Annotated in this window: 17 protein-coding genes; 4 read left to right on the top strand and 13 right to left on the bottom strand. The window is 45.6% G+C overall.

The window, feature by feature from the left end; all coding sequences use genetic code 11:
• Positions 1-47 precede the first annotated feature (47 nt).
• On the top strand, positions 48-1,973 hold the full coding sequence (locus U0033_RS28820) for an arginine--tRNA ligase (protein ID WP_072361692.1): 1,926 nt from the start codon (positions 48-50) through the stop codon (positions 1,971-1,973).
• Between the two features lie 39 nt (positions 1,974-2,012).
• Here the strand turns inward: U0033_RS28820 and U0033_RS28815 are convergent, their stop codons facing one another.
• From U0033_RS28815 to U0033_RS28790, 6 genes are all read right to left on the bottom strand, one after another.
• The gene (locus U0033_RS28815; protein ID WP_177318604.1) at positions 2,013-2,603 is read right to left on the bottom strand and encodes a tetratricopeptide repeat protein; all 591 of its coding nucleotides are present in this window, start codon (positions 2,601-2,603) and stop codon (positions 2,013-2,015) included.
• A gap of 60 nt (positions 2,604-2,663) precedes the next feature.
• The gene (gene cdd / locus U0033_RS28810; RefSeq protein ID WP_072361687.1) at positions 2,664-3,152 is read right to left on the bottom strand and encodes a cytidine deaminase; all 489 of its coding nucleotides are present in this window, start codon (positions 3,150-3,152) and stop codon (positions 2,664-2,666) included.
• Between the two features lie 42 nt (positions 3,153-3,194).
• Complete coding sequence (locus tag U0033_RS28805) at positions 3,195-3,680, bottom strand: nuclear transport factor 2 family protein (RefSeq protein ID WP_072361685.1); 486 nt, start codon at positions 3,678-3,680, stop codon at positions 3,195-3,197.
• A gap of 219 nt (positions 3,681-3,899) precedes the next feature.
• Positions 3,900-5,081, bottom strand: coding sequence for a signal peptidase I (gene lepB / locus U0033_RS28800; protein ID WP_072361683.1), 1,182 nt, complete (start codon positions 5,079-5,081; stop codon positions 3,900-3,902).
• Positions 5,082-5,183: 102 nt separating this feature from the next.
• Positions 5,184-5,846 carry an alpha/beta fold hydrolase gene (locus U0033_RS28795; protein WP_072361681.1) on the bottom strand — a complete coding sequence of 221 codons (663 nt, stop codon included), beginning with the start codon at positions 5,844-5,846 and terminating at the stop codon, positions 5,184-5,186.
• Positions 5,847-5,955: 109 nt separating this feature from the next.
• Positions 5,956-7,140 (bottom strand): sigma-54-dependent transcriptional regulator, encoded by a 1,185-nt coding sequence (locus tag U0033_RS28790; RefSeq protein ID WP_072361678.1) that lies wholly within the window; start codon positions 7,138-7,140, stop codon positions 5,956-5,958.
• A gap of 237 nt (positions 7,141-7,377) precedes the next feature.
• Here U0033_RS28790 and U0033_RS28785 point away from each other — a divergent pair, with 237 nt between their 5' ends.
• Positions 7,378-8,187, top strand: coding sequence for a serine O-acetyltransferase (locus tag U0033_RS28785; protein WP_072362248.1), 810 nt, complete (start codon positions 7,378-7,380; stop codon positions 8,185-8,187).
• A 16-nt stretch (positions 8,188-8,203) separates the two neighbouring features.
• The gene (gene cysM, locus U0033_RS28780) at positions 8,204-9,091 is read left to right on the top strand and encodes a cysteine synthase CysM (RefSeq protein WP_072361676.1); all 888 of its coding nucleotides are present in this window, start codon (positions 8,204-8,206) and stop codon (positions 9,089-9,091) included.
• Positions 9,092-9,194: 103 nt separating this feature from the next.
• Here the strand turns inward: cysM and U0033_RS28775 are convergent, their stop codons facing one another.
• Entirely contained in the window at positions 9,195-10,178 is a 984-nt protein-coding gene (locus tag U0033_RS28775) for a pyruvate dehydrogenase complex E1 component subunit beta (RefSeq protein WP_072361673.1), read from the bottom strand.
• A 239-nt stretch (positions 10,179-10,417) separates the two neighbouring features.
• On the opposite strand from U0033_RS28775, the gene U0033_RS28770 reads away from it, so the two are divergent.
• Entirely contained in the window at positions 10,418-11,056 is a 639-nt protein-coding gene (locus U0033_RS28770; protein ID WP_072361671.1) for a hypothetical protein, read from the top strand.
• 36 nt (positions 11,057-11,092) lie between these two features.
• Here U0033_RS28770 and U0033_RS28765 read toward each other — a convergent pair whose 3' ends face one another.
• The 6 genes from U0033_RS28765 to U0033_RS28740 form a co-directional block, all read right to left on the bottom strand.
• Positions 11,093-12,265, bottom strand: coding sequence for an acetyl-CoA C-acyltransferase (locus tag U0033_RS28765; protein ID WP_072361668.1), 1,173 nt, complete (start codon positions 12,263-12,265; stop codon positions 11,093-11,095).
• Positions 12,266-12,385: 120 nt separating this feature from the next.
• Positions 12,386-13,177, bottom strand: a complete 792-nt coding sequence (locus tag U0033_RS28760; protein WP_072361665.1) for a DUF3575 domain-containing protein — start codon at positions 13,175-13,177, stop codon at positions 12,386-12,388.
• A 2-nt stretch (positions 13,178-13,179) separates the two neighbouring features.
• The gene (locus tag U0033_RS28755; protein WP_083571545.1) at positions 13,180-13,812 is read right to left on the bottom strand and encodes a DUF3575 domain-containing protein; all 633 of its coding nucleotides are present in this window, start codon (positions 13,810-13,812) and stop codon (positions 13,180-13,182) included.
• An 8-nt stretch (positions 13,813-13,820) separates the two neighbouring features.
• A complete protein-coding gene (locus U0033_RS28750; protein WP_072361659.1) occupies positions 13,821-14,561 on the bottom strand; it encodes an LVIVD repeat-containing protein in 741 nt (246 codons plus the stop codon).
• Positions 14,561-15,097, bottom strand: coding sequence for a hypothetical protein (locus U0033_RS28745; RefSeq protein WP_072361657.1), 537 nt, complete (start codon positions 15,095-15,097; stop codon positions 14,561-14,563). Before U0033_RS28745 ends, U0033_RS28750 begins: the two co-directional genes overlap by 1 nt.
• 131 nt (positions 15,098-15,228) lie before the next feature.
• Positions 15,229-16,800: a RagB/SusD family nutrient uptake outer membrane protein gene (locus tag U0033_RS28740; RefSeq protein WP_072361655.1), complete on the bottom strand. Its 1,572-nt coding sequence runs from the start codon at positions 16,798-16,800 to the stop codon at positions 15,229-15,231.
• Between the last annotated feature and the right edge of the window lie 12 nt (positions 16,801-16,812).

Below are 16,812 nucleotides of genomic sequence, written 5' to 3'. Positions count from 1 at the left end.
GGGAGCGTTTTTTATTTTACCTTTGCCGCTCGCAACAATGTTTCAGCATGAGTGTAGTATTAAATATAAAGACGGCTGCGGCCACTGCCATCAAGGCCCTGTTTGACCAGCAGATCCCTGCACAGGATATCGCTATCAATTCTACCAAACCTGAGTTTGAAGGAGAATACACCATCCTCGTGTTCCCCTTCACGAAATTCAGCCGACTGAAACCGGAAGATACTGCCGACAAACTGGGTACCTACCTGGTGGCAAACTTCCCTGACCTGATTGCTGGCTATAATGTCATCAAAGGTTTTCTAAACCTCTCCATCACTGAAAAGTACTGGGGCCAGGACCTGCAACAGCGCTTTAACAACAGAAATATTGGCAGAAAACCAGCCAACGGCAAAAAGGTAATGGTAGAGTACTCCTCTCCTAACACCAACAAACCTTTACACCTGGGTCACCTGCGTAATAACTTCCTCGGTTATTCAGTATCCGAAATACTGAAAGCCAATGGTTATGAAGTCATCAAGGCTAACCTCGTCAATGACAGGGGAATCCATATCTGTAAATCCATGCTGGCATGGCAGATCTTTGCCCATGGTGATACCCCGCAAAGCACCGGTATCAAAGGCGATCACCTGGTAGGTGATTACTACGTGAAGTTCGAAACCATCCTGAAAGAACAGACAGCACCCATCATGACAAGGGCACTGGAAGGTGATTTCAGAGACTTCAGCGGTGAAGACCTGGACAAAGTACAGAAACTGGTTACCGCAGCTCAAAAGCCTGAAGTAAAGGCCGATGAAGACAAAACCAAAAAGATTATCGACGATATCAGGGAACTGGCAAGAAAACAAACAGAGATCATGCAGCAGGCTAAGATTATGCTGCAACAGTGGGAAGCCGGTAATCCTGAAGTACGTGCCCTCTGGAGCACCATGAACAGCTGGGTATACGAAGGTTTCGACAAGACTTACAAACGCCTCGGTATCAACTTCGATAAGATGTACTATGAGAGCAATACCTACCTCTTAGGTAAAGACCTCGTAGAAGATGGCCTGCGCAAAGGCGTGTTGTTTAAGAAAGATGATAATTCCGTATGGATTGACCTCACCGCTGATGGCCTGGATGAAAAACTCCTGCTGCGTGGCGATGGTACCTCTGTATATATCACCCAGGACCTGGGTACTGCCCGCCTGAAGTACGAAGACTACCACATGGATCGTAGCGTGTATGTGGTAGCCGATGAACAGAATTACCACTTCAAAGTACTGCAGCTGATCCTGCAAAAAATGCAGGAACCAGGCGCTGATGGGATCTTCCACCTGTCCTATGGCATGGTTGAATTACCTGAAGGCCGCATGAAAAGCCGTGAAGGTACCGTAGTAGACGCAGATGATCTGATCGATGAAATGATTGAAACTGCAAAAGAAAATACAGACTCAGACAAACTGAAAGACCTGAGTGATGACGACATGGATAGTCTGTATGAAATGATTGGCCTGGGTGGTCTGAAATTCTTCCTGCTGCGTGTAGATCCTAAAAAGAGAATGATCTTCGATCCGAAAGAATCTATCGATCTCCATGGTTTTACCGCTGCTTTTGTGCAATATGGTCATGCACGTATCAAATCAATTCTCCGTGATTTAAGTCCGGATGTCACTAAGCTGGAAGGCTACTGTCATAAGGGCAGCCTGTTGCCACTGGAGAAGGAACTGATCCTGCTGAATGAGCAATATGAATCAGTGCTGGAAGAAGCCGCGAAAGAAATGAGTCCTTCTGTAATTGCGAACTATGTGTATAAACTGACACAGACTTTCAACAGCTTCTATGCTGCGAAGGAAGAGGGCGTTTATACATATGCGGTAAGGAATGCAGAAACACCGGAGAAGCAAAAACTGCGTACGCAGCTCATTATGCTGACGGCGAATACAATTACTGCTGCCATGAAACTGTTGGGTATAAATGTACCTGAAAGAATGTAGATATTGCAAAAACGGCATCCTTACAGGATGCCGTTTTTATTATAAGTTAGCCGTAGCCTGATCACAATATTGCTCCCCTTTTTGCAGCTCACCATGTTCAATATATGATTTCCCCAACATGAACATTGCAAATGCATTCTTTGGTTGCATTCGCAACAATTGCTCCCAATATATGATGGCTTGTTTGTAATCTCTGTTTTGATAAAATGCCTGTGCGAGGGTCTGCAGGGCCGCAGTATCGTTTGAACGCAGGTTCAGACAATGATGCAGGTGATGAATGCCTTTGCTGTATTGTTTGGATTGCAGGCAGGCCGTACCAATGTGCAGGTAGTAATCAGCATCCCGCTTATATCCTTTCTCTCCCGCTGCTTCAAATGCTGCTACCGATTCGGCAAACTGCCGGTGATTGAAATAGATAACACCCAATGCATAATAAAAGAGCGGCTCCTTTGGCTCCTTTTCTATGGCCGCTTTGATCGCATGCAGGTAAGAGCTGTCGCCTCCCGGGTTTTCACTATTATAATACATGATAGCAGGACATATTGGATTGAGTTCCCGGCTGCTTGGAATCATTCTATAACGCGAGCGGCTGTAAGCAGAATGCACAGTGAGCACAGCCATTAGTAGCATACATAGGATACGGATATACAACATAAGTTCGAGTAGACCATAAAGGTAATCAAATTCTCTCTACTCCATATCTTCTGCTGTGAATCCAAATGGCAACAGGTGTTTAGCTGTTTCTAAGATGTACACTTTTCCACGCTGTCCGCTCATAATAATTCGGATGGGTTGCTGTTGCCTGTTCTCATATTCGGTAATGGTTTGCCGGCAGATCCCGCAGGGAGAAATGGGGGCATCATTCTTTCCACCGTTATGATTATTATAGCTCACAGCAATCGTATCGATCGCTACACCAGGATACAGGGAACTTGCTGTAGACAAGGCTGTTCTTTCAGCGCAGATGCCTACAGGAAAAGAAGCATTCTCCTGGTTGGTACCTTTTACCGTTTCTCCGTTTTGTAAATGGATCACAGCGCCAACAAAGAAATTAGAATAAGGTGCATAGGCTTGTTCAGTCACTTTGCGGGCTGCACTAAGCAGTTGTTGATCTGCCGGAGTCAGCTCGCTGATGTCTGAATAAGTGTCGTATTCAAAGGTGAATTTTTGCGTATTCATCTCTGAAATTACGAAAAAAATGAATGAAAGGCCCGTGGCCGGCTATTTTGCCTGATGATCATAGCTCAATGCCTGGCTGGCTTTCCATTTTCCATCGACCAGGAGCCAGAGGATGGTAAACTTCGCAATACCATCCTGGTAACGGGGCCTGCCCTTTTCTGTGATATAAAAAGCATGGTCACCATTTTCAATGGCACCATAGAGTACCCCCTTGTTATACATTGGAAATACCTGCAGTGTGCCGGGAACTAAAAACCGTTCTACTTTATTTTCCTGTTTGCAGATGCCTTCCTGCATATCTTTAATAAAGGCGGCTTTGCCAACAGTGACGCCACCTTTATCGTGATAAAAATGAAAATCATCTGCGAAGATGTCATTGTAAGGAGCGAGGTTGCAGGTATTGAACCCAATGTCGAAAATGAGGCTATCGCCGGTTTTGATGGCTTTATAAAGCGCACTGGTATCGGCTACCTGTGCAAATAAATGACTGCTGATGAGGCAAAGGCAACAAAGGAGAAAGGCTTTCATGTGTTATTCATTTTATAACACAAAGAACGGGGAGCAGAATGGGGAGATAAAAAAGAACTGACGAACTGAGGGAAATACCTGACGGAAACTGCCTTATTCAATAATGGCTAATGCAAAACAATCATGAAAGAGGGAATTCACCAACGGGCATGAAACCCATTTTCAAACAAAAAAGCCATTGCCTGTTTAAGACAATGGCTTTCTATATTATGCATACATTTATTTAATCGTACGGAACAGGCGGCTCCAGCGAATGCTGCCCTTACCATAACTCATCCAGATCAACCATGCCTTACCTACGATATGATCTTCCGGAACAAAACCCCAGTATCGGGAGTCCAGAGAGTTATCACGGTTATCCCCCATCATCCAGTAATAATTCATTTTGAATGTATAGGAGTCGGCAGGTTTGCCATTGATAGCGATCTGACCGTTCTTAATTTCCAGTTTGTTGCCTTCATACACGCTGATAATACGATCGTAGAAAGCAATATTAGTAGCATCGATCTTCACCGTCACACCTTTCTTAGGGATGTACATAGGTCCGAAATTATGCTCTGTCCAGTGGTAGTGTGCAGTATCGTGCGGGAACACAGCTACTTCTTCCGGAGCCGGATTTACAAATGGTGCAAGGTTTGTTACAACCGGCCAGGATTTCAGGGTCGCTGCTGCTGAAGGCGTCAGGTTGTACCTGTACTTAGCAGAATCGTAAGGACCATCTGTACCCGGGTCGATGTCCATTTCGTCCAGCCGGGAAGGGTTCAGGGCATCGCCTGTAGTAGTTACCCAATAACGGCGCTCACTCTCAGACGGAATAGGGGCCTGCTGTCCGTTGATGAATACAACCCCCTCTTTTATTGACAGGGTATCGCCGGCAACACCCATACATCTCTTAATATAGTTCTCTCTTTTATCCACAGGGCGGGAAATCACATGATTCTGCTCCCATACTGCGTCGCGGCCAAAGGCGCGCACCATCTGGTAATAGCTCTGGTCCTGGTTTTCAAGGGCTACGGTATCACCTTCTGGGAAGTTAAACACCACTACATCATAACGCTTTACATCGGAGAATCCCGGTAAACGTCTGTATTTCCAATGTACTGCTTCAGAATAGGCTTTGGAATATTTTGTAAAAGGTAGGGTATGATGTGTAAAAGGTACAGCCAGTGGCGTCATTGGAATACGGGGTCCGTAACTGATCTTGCTTACGAACAGGAAATCGTTCACAAGCAGTGTTTTTTCCATAGACGGGGTAGGAATAGTGTATGCCTCAAAAATAAAAGTGCGGATCAGGGTAGCAGCGATGATAGCGAATATTGCTGCATCAAACCACTCTCTTACGGCAGATTTTTTCTTCTTTGGCTGACCCTCGTTATTCTTTTTCCAAAAAGCCAGGTTCATTCAGATGGTGTTTAAGATAGTTAATTTTACAAATATAATAATCTGTTGTTTGCAAGCTACTGAATAACAGATAAAAGTTTTCTTAAAATATTTTAACCGGCGCTAGTTCAACTCGTTATTTAATATGTCGCTGATTTCCTTTGCCCTGTTGTAAACCATAAAGTGGCCACCGTCCGGTATTACGTAATCTGCTTTCACGGTGTTGATGGGTAATGTGAGGTCTTTTGCGCCATGGATATGCACCAGCGGAGAGGGAACTTCTTCATTCTCCCAGCCGATCAGGATTTTGATGGCCCAGCGGAGGTATACAAAATCCGTATGCTTCACATAGTCCAGGAGCAGGGCCTTCTCCTCCGGCGATTCCGCCTTCAGAAAGAAAGGAATGATCAGATCCCTATGCTTTCCGAAAAGGATCGCATCCGGTAAGGCCAGTAATGCCAGCAAACGGCTACGGCGAATCAGGTTAAAATAAACCGGCCGCTCAGCAGTGGTTTTAAGACTGCTGATCAGGATGACCTTACTCACCCGGCGCTGACGGGCTATCTCCAGTGATAAAATTCCTCCCATAGACACGCCCACCAGGGTAATATCTTCATCAGCAGGAATATGAGCTGTCATTCGGGAAGCATAGCTGGTAAGGGATTCATCCGGCATTGGGGTGAGCCAGGGAATGAAGTGGAGCGTATACTGATCCGGGAAACTTAACTTCTGGAACACCCGTTCATCAGAGCCCATACCACTTAACAAGTACAGGTGTTTTGCCATGGTGATTAACAAATTAGGAGAAAGAGGTTTTCTCAAAAGGAAATTGAACGTTTCGAAAATCGATTATCATAAAAATCACTAAAATCCCCTATGAGAAAACCTCTTTCAATTATGCATTCACTTTCTTCTTATCTCTCGCTGGCACTACATAGTCCATCACATCTTCGCTGGTAATGTTCTTGCCTGAAAGGATCACCAGGCGCGCTACCACATTGCCCAGTTCACGGATATTACCGGACCAGTTGTGATTTTGCAATGCTTTCATAGCATCCTTGTCGATTCCTTTCCTTGCCATTCCATACTCCTGACAGGCACTATCAAGGAAGTGTTCTACCAGGGCAGGAATATCGTCACGACGATCGTTCAGTGAAGGAACATGGATCAGGATCACGCTCAAACGGTGATACAGGTCAAGGCGGAAGTTCTTATCATCCACCTCTTTCAGCAGGTCTTTGTTGGTAGCTGCTACCACACGCACGTCCACACTGATTTCCTTATCGCCACCTACACGGGTGATCTTACCTTCCTGGAGGGCACGGAGTACCTTGGCCTGCGCACTGAGGCTCATATCACCAATTTCGTCGAGGAAAAGAGTACCACCGCTAGCCTGTTCGAATTTACCGATACGCTGTTTTACGGCAGAGGTGAAGGAGCCTTTTTCATGACCAAAGAGCTCACTTTCTATCAGTTCGCTGGGTATAGCAGCGCAGTTTACTTCTACGATAGGGCCGGAAGCACGGTTGCTGCGCTCATGGAGCCAGCGGGCTACCAGTTCCTTACCTACCCCGTTTTCACCGGTAACCAGTACACGGGCATCAGTAGGTGCTACTTTTTCGATCGTTTCTTTGATCTTCAGGATAGGAGCTGACTGGCCGATCATTTCCTGGGTTCTGTTCACTTTACGGCGGAGTACCTTGGTTTCTGCAACAAGGGTACTTTTGTCCATCGCATTACGCAGGGTGACTAACAACCTGTTCAGATCCGGTGGTTTGGAGATATAATCATATGCTCCCTTTTTTACGGCTTCTACCGCTGTATCGATATTGCCATGGCCCGATACCATCACAATCGGAACATCCGGATTAGCTTCTTTTGCTTTTTCCAGAAATTCCAGCCCATCCATCTTGGGCATTTTAATATCACAAAGCACTGCATCATACTGCTTGTCTTTGAACATCTTAAAGCCTTCGGCGCCATCAGCAGCTTCGTCTACCTTGTAACCTTCATAGCTTAAGATCTCCGACAGTGTTTTGCGGATACTCTTTTCGTCATCGATTATCAGAATGTTGGCCATATCTTGGTTTTAGTGAACAACAGGCAAAAATAATATAAAAAAGGATTGGGTAGCAAATCGAAAATAGGGCGCTCCTGCCTGCGGCAAAGGCGGGATGGATTGGGGCGAGCCTGCGGCCAGCCTGATTAAAATAGAAATGTTCGCATAGCGAATTGATATTTATCTACTACTTTTATGGACTTTTACGTAATTTCAGGTAATAGGAAGATTCACTATAGGCCTGTAATTCACTTGCATATGCAACAACTTTTAGAAGAATTAAGAAGGAGGCACCAGCAGGCTGCTGCAACTGCCTATCCTTCGACCAGCGCGGTAAACGACTTTGCGAATAATTTTATCAATTGGTTATTTCCCGAATACCAGGGAAAAGTGATGCCTGACATCGTGTTGTTAGAAGAATACGCGCACATGTTGCAAAATGAATTGCAACACCTCTTACAGCCCATGCAACCACAATTGCCGGCAGATGCTGCAAAGCTGAGCCAACAGTTTATGGTCCAGGCGCCAGCTATTTATGATGCACTGAATAAGGATGCAGAAGCCTTGTTGCAGGGAGACCCCGCAGCAACCTGCCTTTATGAAGTGATCAGGGCATATCCCGGTTTTTATGCAATTGCATTTTACCGTATTGCCCATGCTTTACAGAAACTGCACGTTCCCCTCCTGCCCCGTATGATCACTGAGCAGGCTCATAGCCGCACCGGCATTGATATTCACCCTGCCGCGGTCATAGCACCTTACTTCTGCATGGACCACGGCACCGGTATCGTAATCGGTGAAACCACCGAAATCGGTGCACATGTAAAACTCTATCAGGGGGTTACACTGGGTGCCCTGAGTGTGGATAAAGATATGGCCAGGAGCAAAAGACACCCAACTATCGAAGATCACGTGGTTATCTATGCCGGCGCCACCATTCTGGGTGGAGATACCATAGTAGGGCATCACAGCATTATCGGTGGTAATGTATGGCTCATCAAGAGCACAGAGCCTTTCAGCAGGATCTACTACAAAGCAGACGGGAGTATGAACACCGTGAACGTGTGATAAAACAATAAAACTGATGCAAGGAAAAGGAATATTGGAATTGGTAGGCAATACGCCTATGGTTAAGCTGAAGCACATCAGCGCCAATCCGGATGTGACCATTCTGGCAAAACTGGAAGGCAACAATCCGGGAGGCAGTGTCAAAGACAGGGCGGCCTATGGCATGATCAAAGGCGCACTGGACAGAGGAGAACTGAAACAGGGTATAAAACTGATAGAAGCTACCAGCGGTAATACGGGCATTGCACTGGCCATGATTGCCAGCCTCTTTGGCGTAGAAATAGAACTGGTCATGCCGGAAGATGCGACCAGGGAAAGAGTACTTACCATGGAAGCCTTTGGGGCAAAGGTGATCCTGACTCCAAAAGAACAGTCCATGGAAGGTTCTATTGATTATGCCAATGCCCAGGTGGCCAAAGGGGGATATCATATGCTGAACCAGTTTGGCAACCCGGATAACTATGATATGCACTATAAAACCACGGGTCCGGAAATCTGGAGAGATACTGCCGGCACTGTGACGCATTTTGTAAGTGCCATGGGTACTACAGGAACGATTATGGGCGTGTCCAAATACCTGAAGGAAGTGAATGAAGCAGTGCAGATAGTTGGTTGTCAGCCTACAGACGGGTCTAAGATACCCGGTATCCGTAAATGGCCGGAAGCCTACCTGCCAAAGATCTTTGACCGCCAGCGGGTAGACAGGATCATGGATATTGCAGAAGACGAAGCGAGGATCATGACAAGGAGACTGGCTAAGGAAGAAGGTGTGTTTTGTGGAATGAGTAGCGGCGGAGCCGTGTCAGCGGCAGAAAGATTGTCCAGGGAGCTGGATAAAGGGGTGATAGTGTGTATTATTTGCGACAGGGGAGATAGATACCTGTCTTCCGACTTATTTGGATGAGGATGACTTTTTGATGCTTCCTGTTTTAACTGATGATTATTTTTTGGTTTAAAATAAAAAAAGCCGTCTCAATTGAGACGGCTTTTCTATTTCTCTGAAATAATTACTTCTTCATGTACATGACTTCTTTCACCAGTTTCACTGTTCTTTCCACATCAGGCAGATATGCTTTCACCAGGTTTGGTGCGTAGTGCATAGGTGCATCAGCAGCAGTGATACGACGGATCGGAGCATCCAGGTAGTCGAAACCTTCTTTCTGGATTCTGTAGGAGATCTCAGAAGAGATGCTGGAGAATGGCCACTGTTCTTCAACGATCACCAGGCGGTTAGTCTTCTTAACAGACTCCAGGATGGTGAACCAGTCCAGCGGACGAATGGTGCGGAGGTCGATAACTTCAGCCTCGATACCTTCTTTAGCCAGTTCTTCAGCTGCACCCAGCGCAACCTTCATCATTTTATTGAAAGATACGATGGTAACATCTCTACCAGCGCGTTTGATATCAGCCTTACCGATAGGAATGATGTACTCTTCTTCAGGTACTTCACCCATATCACCATACATCTGCTCACTCTCCATGAATACAACCGGGTCATTGTCGCGGATAGCCGCTTTCAGCAGACCTTTAGCATCGTATGGGTTGGAAACGGAAACAACTTTTAAACCTGGGATATTTGCATAGTAGCTTTCAAAAGCAGTGGAGTGCTGAGCACCCAGCTGACCTGCGGAACCATTAGGGCCACGGAATACGATCGGGCAACCTACCTGTCCACCACTCATAGCAAGCATCTTTGAAGCAGTATTCAGGATCTGATCCAGCGCCAGTACGGCAAAGTTCCAGGTCATGAATTCCAGAACCGGACGAAGTCCATTCTGTGCAGCACCTACTCCGATTGCTGTAAAACCCAACTCGGCAATAGGAGTATCTATCACTCTTTTTTCCCCAAATTCATCCAGCAATCCCTGGCTAACTTTGTAGGCACCATTATATTCGGCTACTTCCTCTCCCATCAGGAAAACCCGCTCGTCACGGCGCATTTCTTCCTGTAAGGCTTCTCGTAAGGCTTGTCTGAAAGCTATCTGACGCATGCTGTTACTCTTAAAGTTTGAAAGATGATTTGCCTTTGTTTTCTCAAAGGCAGGGGCAAAATTATTGTTTAATGGTGAAAAAAGCAAAGATTAATTGCTCGCAGGATGGCCTGCGGCAGCAAGGAAGGGTTAAATCACTTTTAATTGAGATAAAACAATTGATTTCCGGCTGCCTGGCCCCTTTTCTATATAAATAATACATATATATTATATATATTAGCTGCGATAATCCTTTACCTATGTTTACCTTAACCGTCCTGGCTATCTGCTTCCTGGCAGCCATTTCCTGCAAGATCAAGAAGGTGAAAGCACCTGTCATCACCCAGCTGATGTGGTATTTCCATCTCACTATGCTATTTTTCTCCCTGCTTTGCATCATCCTCCTGATCAGCGGCTATGGCTTTAAAGGCAGCTATACAGAAAAGGTATTCTTCACCTTCTATGCCGGTTCCGCCATTATATTATATGGTCTCACACAACCAGAGGTATCCGGGAAACGGGTATACCTGGCAGCATTTTACATGTTTCCATTTGTGCTGGCAGCCGGCCTGCTCCTCCCTCCTTTACGGACCCTGGCAGTAATTATGGGTTTAGGCTTATTGTCTGATGCAAAAATGGTAAGGTACCGGATTGATGACGATTTTGCCCTGCAAACCAAGAGTGTCGATATTATTGACAGGCATCCCTCGTTTAGCCTGGTGCAGGATAAATACTATTTATTTGAAAAGATTACCAGTGATGTGATTATGCCGGAGCGGAATATCCTGGCGGTAAAGATGGAGAAAAGAGGAAATGATAGCGTATGGTTGCACCTCAATATGGTAGAAGAGACAGGCAGGGGAACAAAACTGGATACAACACTAAGTTTATACAGATAAAGGGATCTGCCTGCCCGGCAGATCCCTTTTATCCATTCAGACTTTTTCTATAATGATGGCACTCGCCCCTCCTCCTCCATTACAAATCCCCGCCACACCATATTTAGCATTATTTTGATGCAATATTGAATTCAGTGTCACTACTATCCTGGCACCACTACATCCTATAGGATGCCCCAGGGCTACCGCTCCTCCCCATACATTCACCTTCTCCATATCCAGCGCCAGATCCCGCTGATTCGCAATCGGCACACAGGAAAATGCTTCATTGAGCTCCGCAAAATCCATCTGGTCAATCGTCATCCCTGCTTTCTTCAGTGCATTATTCACCGCCTTTACCGGTGTAGTGGTAAACCACTCCGGTGCCTGCGAGGCATCTGCAAAACTGATGATCTTCGCCAATGGTTTCAACCCAAGTTCTTGCAGCTTCTCTCCGCTTACCAATACCAAAGCGGCAGCTCCATCATTGATGTTGGATGCATTTGCTGCTGTAATAGTACCGTCTTTCTGGAATGTGGGTTTTAGTGTTGGGATCTTTTCGAAGTTAACTTTTTTATAATCTTCATCTTCGGCGATTGTAACGACTGTTTTTCCGGGGATTTCTACTGGTACGATCTCATTTTTAAAATATCCTTTCTCAAAGGCCTCCGCTGCCCGCTTATAGCTTCGCGAGGCATATTCATCCTGCTCTTCCCGCGATATTTTATATTCCTTGGCACAGATCTCAGCAGCATTACCCATGTGAAAATCTTTGTAAGGGTCCCAGAGCCCATCCCGGATAATACCATCCGACAATGTACCATGACCGAGTTTGTACCCGTTTCTTGCCTTGTCCAGGTAGTAAGGCACCGCACTCATATTCTCCATGCCGCCAGCCACGACCACATCATTATCTCCCAGCTGGATACTTTGTGCTGCCAGCATAATGGACTTCATGCCCGAGGCACATACCTTATTGACAGTGGTACAAGGCACGGTATTCGGTAATCCGGCATAGATGCTGGCCTGATTGGCAGGCGCCTGACCAAGGTTGGCACTGATTACATTGCCCATAAATACTTCATTAACAGCACTCGCTGATACACCCGCCTGTTCCAGGGCGGCTTTGATCACAATTGCTCCCATCCGGGTAGCTGGCAGGGTCGACAAGGCGCCATTAAACGAGCCTATTGGGGTGCGCACAGCGGCGACAATAAATACGTCTTTCATTCCGTGAATTCTTTAAGATTGATTTGGTGACTATCAACCAAATATAACGGAATCAGCAACGGTATCCAAAAGCAGGGGAAATAGGTCGTGTACCAGTTTGAATTTATTATTTTCCAAAGATCAGAAACGATACCCAATCTTTACACAAACCGGTATATACGCATACTGATTCGGCCTCAAATACTCATAACCATCAAAGAACCCAAAATCAATTGGATTATGCAAATCATTAATCCTGTTCTCTATATACTTCGTTCTCTCTGCCGACCTGCCCGGAAAACTTTTCCACTTCCCTCCCAACCCCATATACACCTCCAATGCCAGGCGATGCCGATCCCTATCCAGGTATTTCTTAAAACCAAATATAAGCGCATATCCCAGCATCCGCTTATTCTCCATTGTCGTTCCGGCCTTTGAAAAACTTGGGCCTCCTGCCATTCCATCATCCGGTTCTGTAGTAAAGGCCCTGTAATGTACCTGTGTAAATACACCACCCAAGCCTACAAAAGGCATGATCTTATGATGCTTCGGCAGGAAATAATATTTCAAATCCGGTTGAAAACGAAAACCATTATGCGGGAAATCATCATTTCTACCACTGTAAAGCACCCAGGTTCCCTGTAGCCCCACTTCCAGGTGTTTTGAAAACCTATATTCCACCCACAATGATGGACCAGCATCTTCTTCTAACAGCGAAAGAAAATTCGTGCCCACTGTCACCCCGGGTTCACTGGGAGACGGTGGCCTTGGATCCAGGGCCTTATCGGTAACGTAATTTTTTTTCAACTTCGCTCTGCGGATCAATTCTGCTTTTGTTCCTGCGGTTGGCTTTTCATGATTCAATTCAATGTCCTGAGCCATGCTTTGCAATGCAAGCAAAATGGTTGTAGCAATGAGTAATGTTCTCTTCATAATCATAAACGATATCCAAATCTTACTTTATAGGGCACATCAGGGTTCCAGCCTTCGATATCTAATAATGGTTCGCGACCACGTTTGAGACTACCTTCCGGTGGATTTTGCAGGAAGTGCGTGCCTTTCCATCTAAAGCCCAGTCCCGTAGAAACTTCCATGTAAAAACGCTCTTTCTTTCCCCCAAAAGTGGATTGAATACCAAAACGGCCGCCGAAAGCAAATACCTGCTTTTGCCTTTCATAGGCCCTCAGTTCCTGGTACACCTGCGTATTATTTTCATAATGAGGTATAATGTAATCCTCAAATGTATTCACCTGCTTATACAAAGCCTGCGCTGCGAAAAACCACTTATAACGCTTCTTACTGCCGGGTAAAAAGAACTTCACATCCGGCGTAAAGCGAAAACCATGATTCTCTGCTACGTAATTACTTAAACTGTATAAGATCCACTGCCCTTCGAGCGCTACGCTGATATTGTCTCTGATACGGTATTCCAGCCCCAGGGCCGGTCCACCATCAATTTCTGTAAAAGAGGGTACGTTTACGAATATACGCATGCCCGTTAGAGAGGATTGTGCACTTGCTGCCATTATGCAGCCCATCAATAAAATAGTGAAGTATAATTGTTTCATTGTAGGTATCAGTTTGCGAACTCTGAAATCAATACAGGGGATTGAGGATGGGTGATGTCATAACAATCCAGGGAGCTCTTGGCCCTGGCGAACAACTTATTGCCAGAGATCTGCAGCTGGTAATAGGAATTGGAAGCAATACCGGTTTTCACCGTATTTGTTGCTATATCGATTACGGCTAAACCCTCTTTCCCCCTGGAGGCATATAAGGTAGTTTCGGTAGCAATCATGGCAGATACATCGCTGATATTAATGCCAGCCACAAATTCTGCGGCAGCGGGGGTATTGATCCTGTAAATCTTCACACTATGATCAGGATTTTCGGCGGTACAGGTATAACCTGTTTTATCTGTAACAAATGCTTTATCACCAGATAGGGCAACTTTATTACAGCTGCCCCAGGGCCAATAAATACCTGAGCTGACGAAACTGCCTGACGAAACATCAAATACATCGCTACCATAAAAATTATCCTTGCATACAATAAGGTTTTGATGATACATATATAGCGTATCTATCCCGCCACTTATACGCTGGCGTTCTCTTTCAGCAGGGGTAGCGGGCTGGGAAATATCATAACTGACTAAATTATCATTGTCGGCAATGAACAGGTGATTGCCATCGATGATGATACCCGCCTGTGCTACTTTTTTATAAGGAGCTACATAACGTACAGCAATAGGTTTGGAGGTAGACATCAATAAGGGTGCTGACAGTAAGAATATATAGATGATGTAAATTTTCTTCATTATCTACGGCATTTTGCAGAGGTTCCGGAAAGATCTTCACTTAGTTTCCAGGCAACGATAGTGCCTTTGGTGCTGTCGGCGCATACGAACAATACACCGGTGAAGGGAGGATAATCGTTCAGGTGCCAGGCCTGTGAAATGCGGCCTGCTTCCTGCATATTGCCGAAGCCATTTAAACGAATGGTCACCAGGTCATCGTAATTACTGACATACAGGTAATCGCCTTTGATGGCCGCCGCACGGAAACCCGGCACGCTGATAAAGGCCAGTTTTTTAGGATGGACAGCATCCTGGTAAGAGATTACATGTAAACCGGAGTCTTTTTCTTCTTCCAGTACATAATCACCGGAAGTGTAAAGGTTTCCACCGTTAACGGTGGAGCGGGGAGGTAAAAAACGAACATGCTTGGTACTGGGGTCTGCATTATAAACTGGTTCGTAAGGCGTCGAATTGGTATCCCAATCATGATCCGACCTACAGGCATTTACGAGCAGGAGTCCCCCGAACAAGGTACAGAGTAACAGTCGGGTAGGCATAAAGATTTTTATATAAAGCGATATACAGGGCCGGAAGTTACTTTTGATGCCGGGAATTAACATTTTTTTTAAACAAAAAAGCCCCTGCATAAGCAGAGGCTTTTCTCGTTTGGCGGGGAATATTGACTAAATCACCATCCTGTATTATTCGGCAATACTGCTGAATTTGCAGAAATTTCAGACTGAGGAACCGGCCAGAGATAATCACGCGTAGCAAAACTTCTGGTCTCGATCACTACATGCTTACCGTAATCAGCACGGCTCGCATCATAGTTATTCAGAATACCATACGCTACTCCATTCATTACCTTATCAGCTATCTTCCAGCGACGGATGTCGAAAAGGCGGATGTCTTCCATTGGGAACTCAACATGTCTTTCACGACGTACTACCTCTCTCATTGCATCCTGTGTAGCTGCAGTAGCCGCTGTTACAGCAGGCATACCTACACCCGGACGTTGTCTTACCTGGTTGATCGCATCGTATACAGACTGATCGATCTGGTTCAGTTCGATCTTTGCTTCTGCATAGATCAGCAACACTTCAGGATAACGCATCAGCACCATATCATTGTAAGAATTACTATCCCAGTTACCATCTATATCAGTAGGTAAATATTTCCTGTAATAATAACCTGTAAATGAAGCATTGTTTTTACTCAATGCATCCAGTCCACTCGTATTCGTTACGTCAATGGTTACACCGTTCAGCACATCACCCGGTGTGATCACCACCATTTTCAAACGTGGGTCACGATTATTGAAAGGATGCGCAGCATCATACACAGTAGACTGATCGATGGTCTTACCATCCGTACACTCATAAGCATCTACCAGTGACTGCAAAGGCACTACCTGTGACCAGCCCCCCATAGAAGGACCACCTACCCATGTAGCCAGCGAATTTGGTTTTGTAGTTTTTACATAACCAGCCGTTAAGATCAGCTCCAGGCTTTCTTTGTTATTACCATTGAACAGGCTCACATAGTTCCCGTCAATCTTGTAGTAACCCAGATCCATCACAGCTTTGGCAGCAATTGCAGCATCTGCATAGTTACCTTCGTACAGCAGTGTACGTGCTTTCAGTGCCAGTGCAGCACCACGGGTAATTCTACCACGATCAGAAGAACCATAAGAGATCGGCAGCGCAGGCGCAATAGCATCCAGTTCATCTACAATCCATTTTGCTACTGTAGCACGTGGTGTGCGGGGAATAGCAAATTCAGCAACAGCAGGAGTATGATCTCTGAATACCACATCTCCATACAGTCCGATCAGCTGCTGATAAGCAAATGCTCTGAGAAAACGGGCTTCACCTTTCAGACGTGCTTTCAGGTCATCATCCATTTTCACCCTGTCTATATTATCCGTTACATCATTGCAGGTAGCAATCATGCGATACAGGTTGCTCCAGAAGTTGTTATAAGTACCGGTACTGACAGTACCACTACCATTGCCCACCTGTCTTACATCACTTGGCCAGTCACTCCAGCTGTAGCTATCATCGGTAGCACAGGAAATAAAGATGCGGTTATCCACATCACCCAGACGGGTATAACAACTGTTTACAGCATTGGTGGCATCTGTGGCACTCGCCCAGTAAGTTGCCTGGCTGGTGCTGGATTGTGGTTGGTCGTCCAGTTGTTTATTACAACCGGCAAATGCGATTCCTCCCAGCATTATTAAGATCGATAATTTCTTCATGACTTACTAAGT

It is taken from the genome of Chitinophaga sancti (assembly GCF_034424315.1).
In the GTDB taxonomy this organism is placed as follows: Bacteria; Bacteroidota; Bacteroidia; order Chitinophagales; family Chitinophagaceae; genus Chitinophaga; species Chitinophaga sancti.
Note: the sequence above shows the minus strand (reverse complement) of the source record. Positions and strands in the feature narration are given on the sequence as shown.

Coding starts and splice junctions, on each gene's coding strand:
- U0033_RS28820 (WP_072361692.1), top strand. CDS start 48: ATGAGTGTAGTATTAAATATAAAGACGGCTGCGGCCACTGCCATCAAG.
- cdd (WP_072361687.1), bottom strand. CDS start 3,152: ATGAATACGCAAAAATTCACCTTTGAATACGACACTTATTCAGACATC.
- U0033_RS28790 (WP_072361678.1), bottom strand. CDS start 7,140: ATGGCCAACATTCTGATAATCGATGACGAAAAGAGTATCCGCAAAACA.
- U0033_RS28795 (WP_072361681.1), bottom strand. CDS start 5,846: ATGGCAAAACACCTGTACTTGTTAAGTGGTATGGGCTCTGATGAACGG.
- U0033_RS28775 (WP_072361673.1), bottom strand. CDS start 10,178: ATGCGTCAGATAGCTTTCAGACAAGCCTTACGAGAAGCCTTACAGGAA.
- U0033_RS28750 (WP_072361659.1), bottom strand. CDS start 14,561: ATGAAGAAAATTTACATCATCTATATATTCTTACTGTCAGCACCCTTA.
- U0033_RS28760 (WP_072361665.1), bottom strand. CDS start 13,177: ATGAAGAGAACATTACTCATTGCTACAACCATTTTGCTTGCATTGCAA.
- cysM (WP_072361676.1), top strand. CDS start 8,204: ATGCAAGGAAAAGGAATATTGGAATTGGTAGGCAATACGCCTATGGTT.
- U0033_RS28765 (WP_072361668.1), bottom strand. CDS start 12,265: ATGAAAGACGTATTTATTGTCGCCGCTGTGCGCACCCCAATAGGCTCG.
- U0033_RS28770 (WP_072361671.1), top strand. CDS start 10,418: ATGTTTACCTTAACCGTCCTGGCTATCTGCTTCCTGGCAGCCATTTCC.
- U0033_RS28740 (WP_072361655.1), bottom strand. CDS start 16,800: ATGAAGAAATTATCGATCTTAATAATGCTGGGAGGAATCGCATTTGCC.
- lepB (WP_072361683.1), bottom strand. CDS start 5,081: ATGAACCTGGCTTTTTGGAAAAAGAATAACGAGGGTCAGCCAAAGAAG.
- U0033_RS28755 (WP_083571545.1), bottom strand. CDS start 13,812: ATGAAACAATTATACTTCACTATTTTATTGATGGGCTGCATAATGGCA.
- U0033_RS28785 (WP_072362248.1), top strand. CDS start 7,378: ATGCAACAACTTTTAGAAGAATTAAGAAGGAGGCACCAGCAGGCTGCT.
- U0033_RS28815 (WP_177318604.1), bottom strand. CDS start 2,603: ATGCTACTAATGGCTGTGCTCACTGTGCATTCTGCTTACAGCCGCTCG.
- U0033_RS28805 (WP_072361685.1), bottom strand. CDS start 3,680: ATGAAAGCCTTTCTCCTTTGTTGCCTTTGCCTCATCAGCAGTCATTTA.
- U0033_RS28745 (WP_072361657.1), bottom strand. CDS start 15,097: ATGCCTACCCGACTGTTACTCTGTACCTTGTTCGGGGGACTCCTGCTC.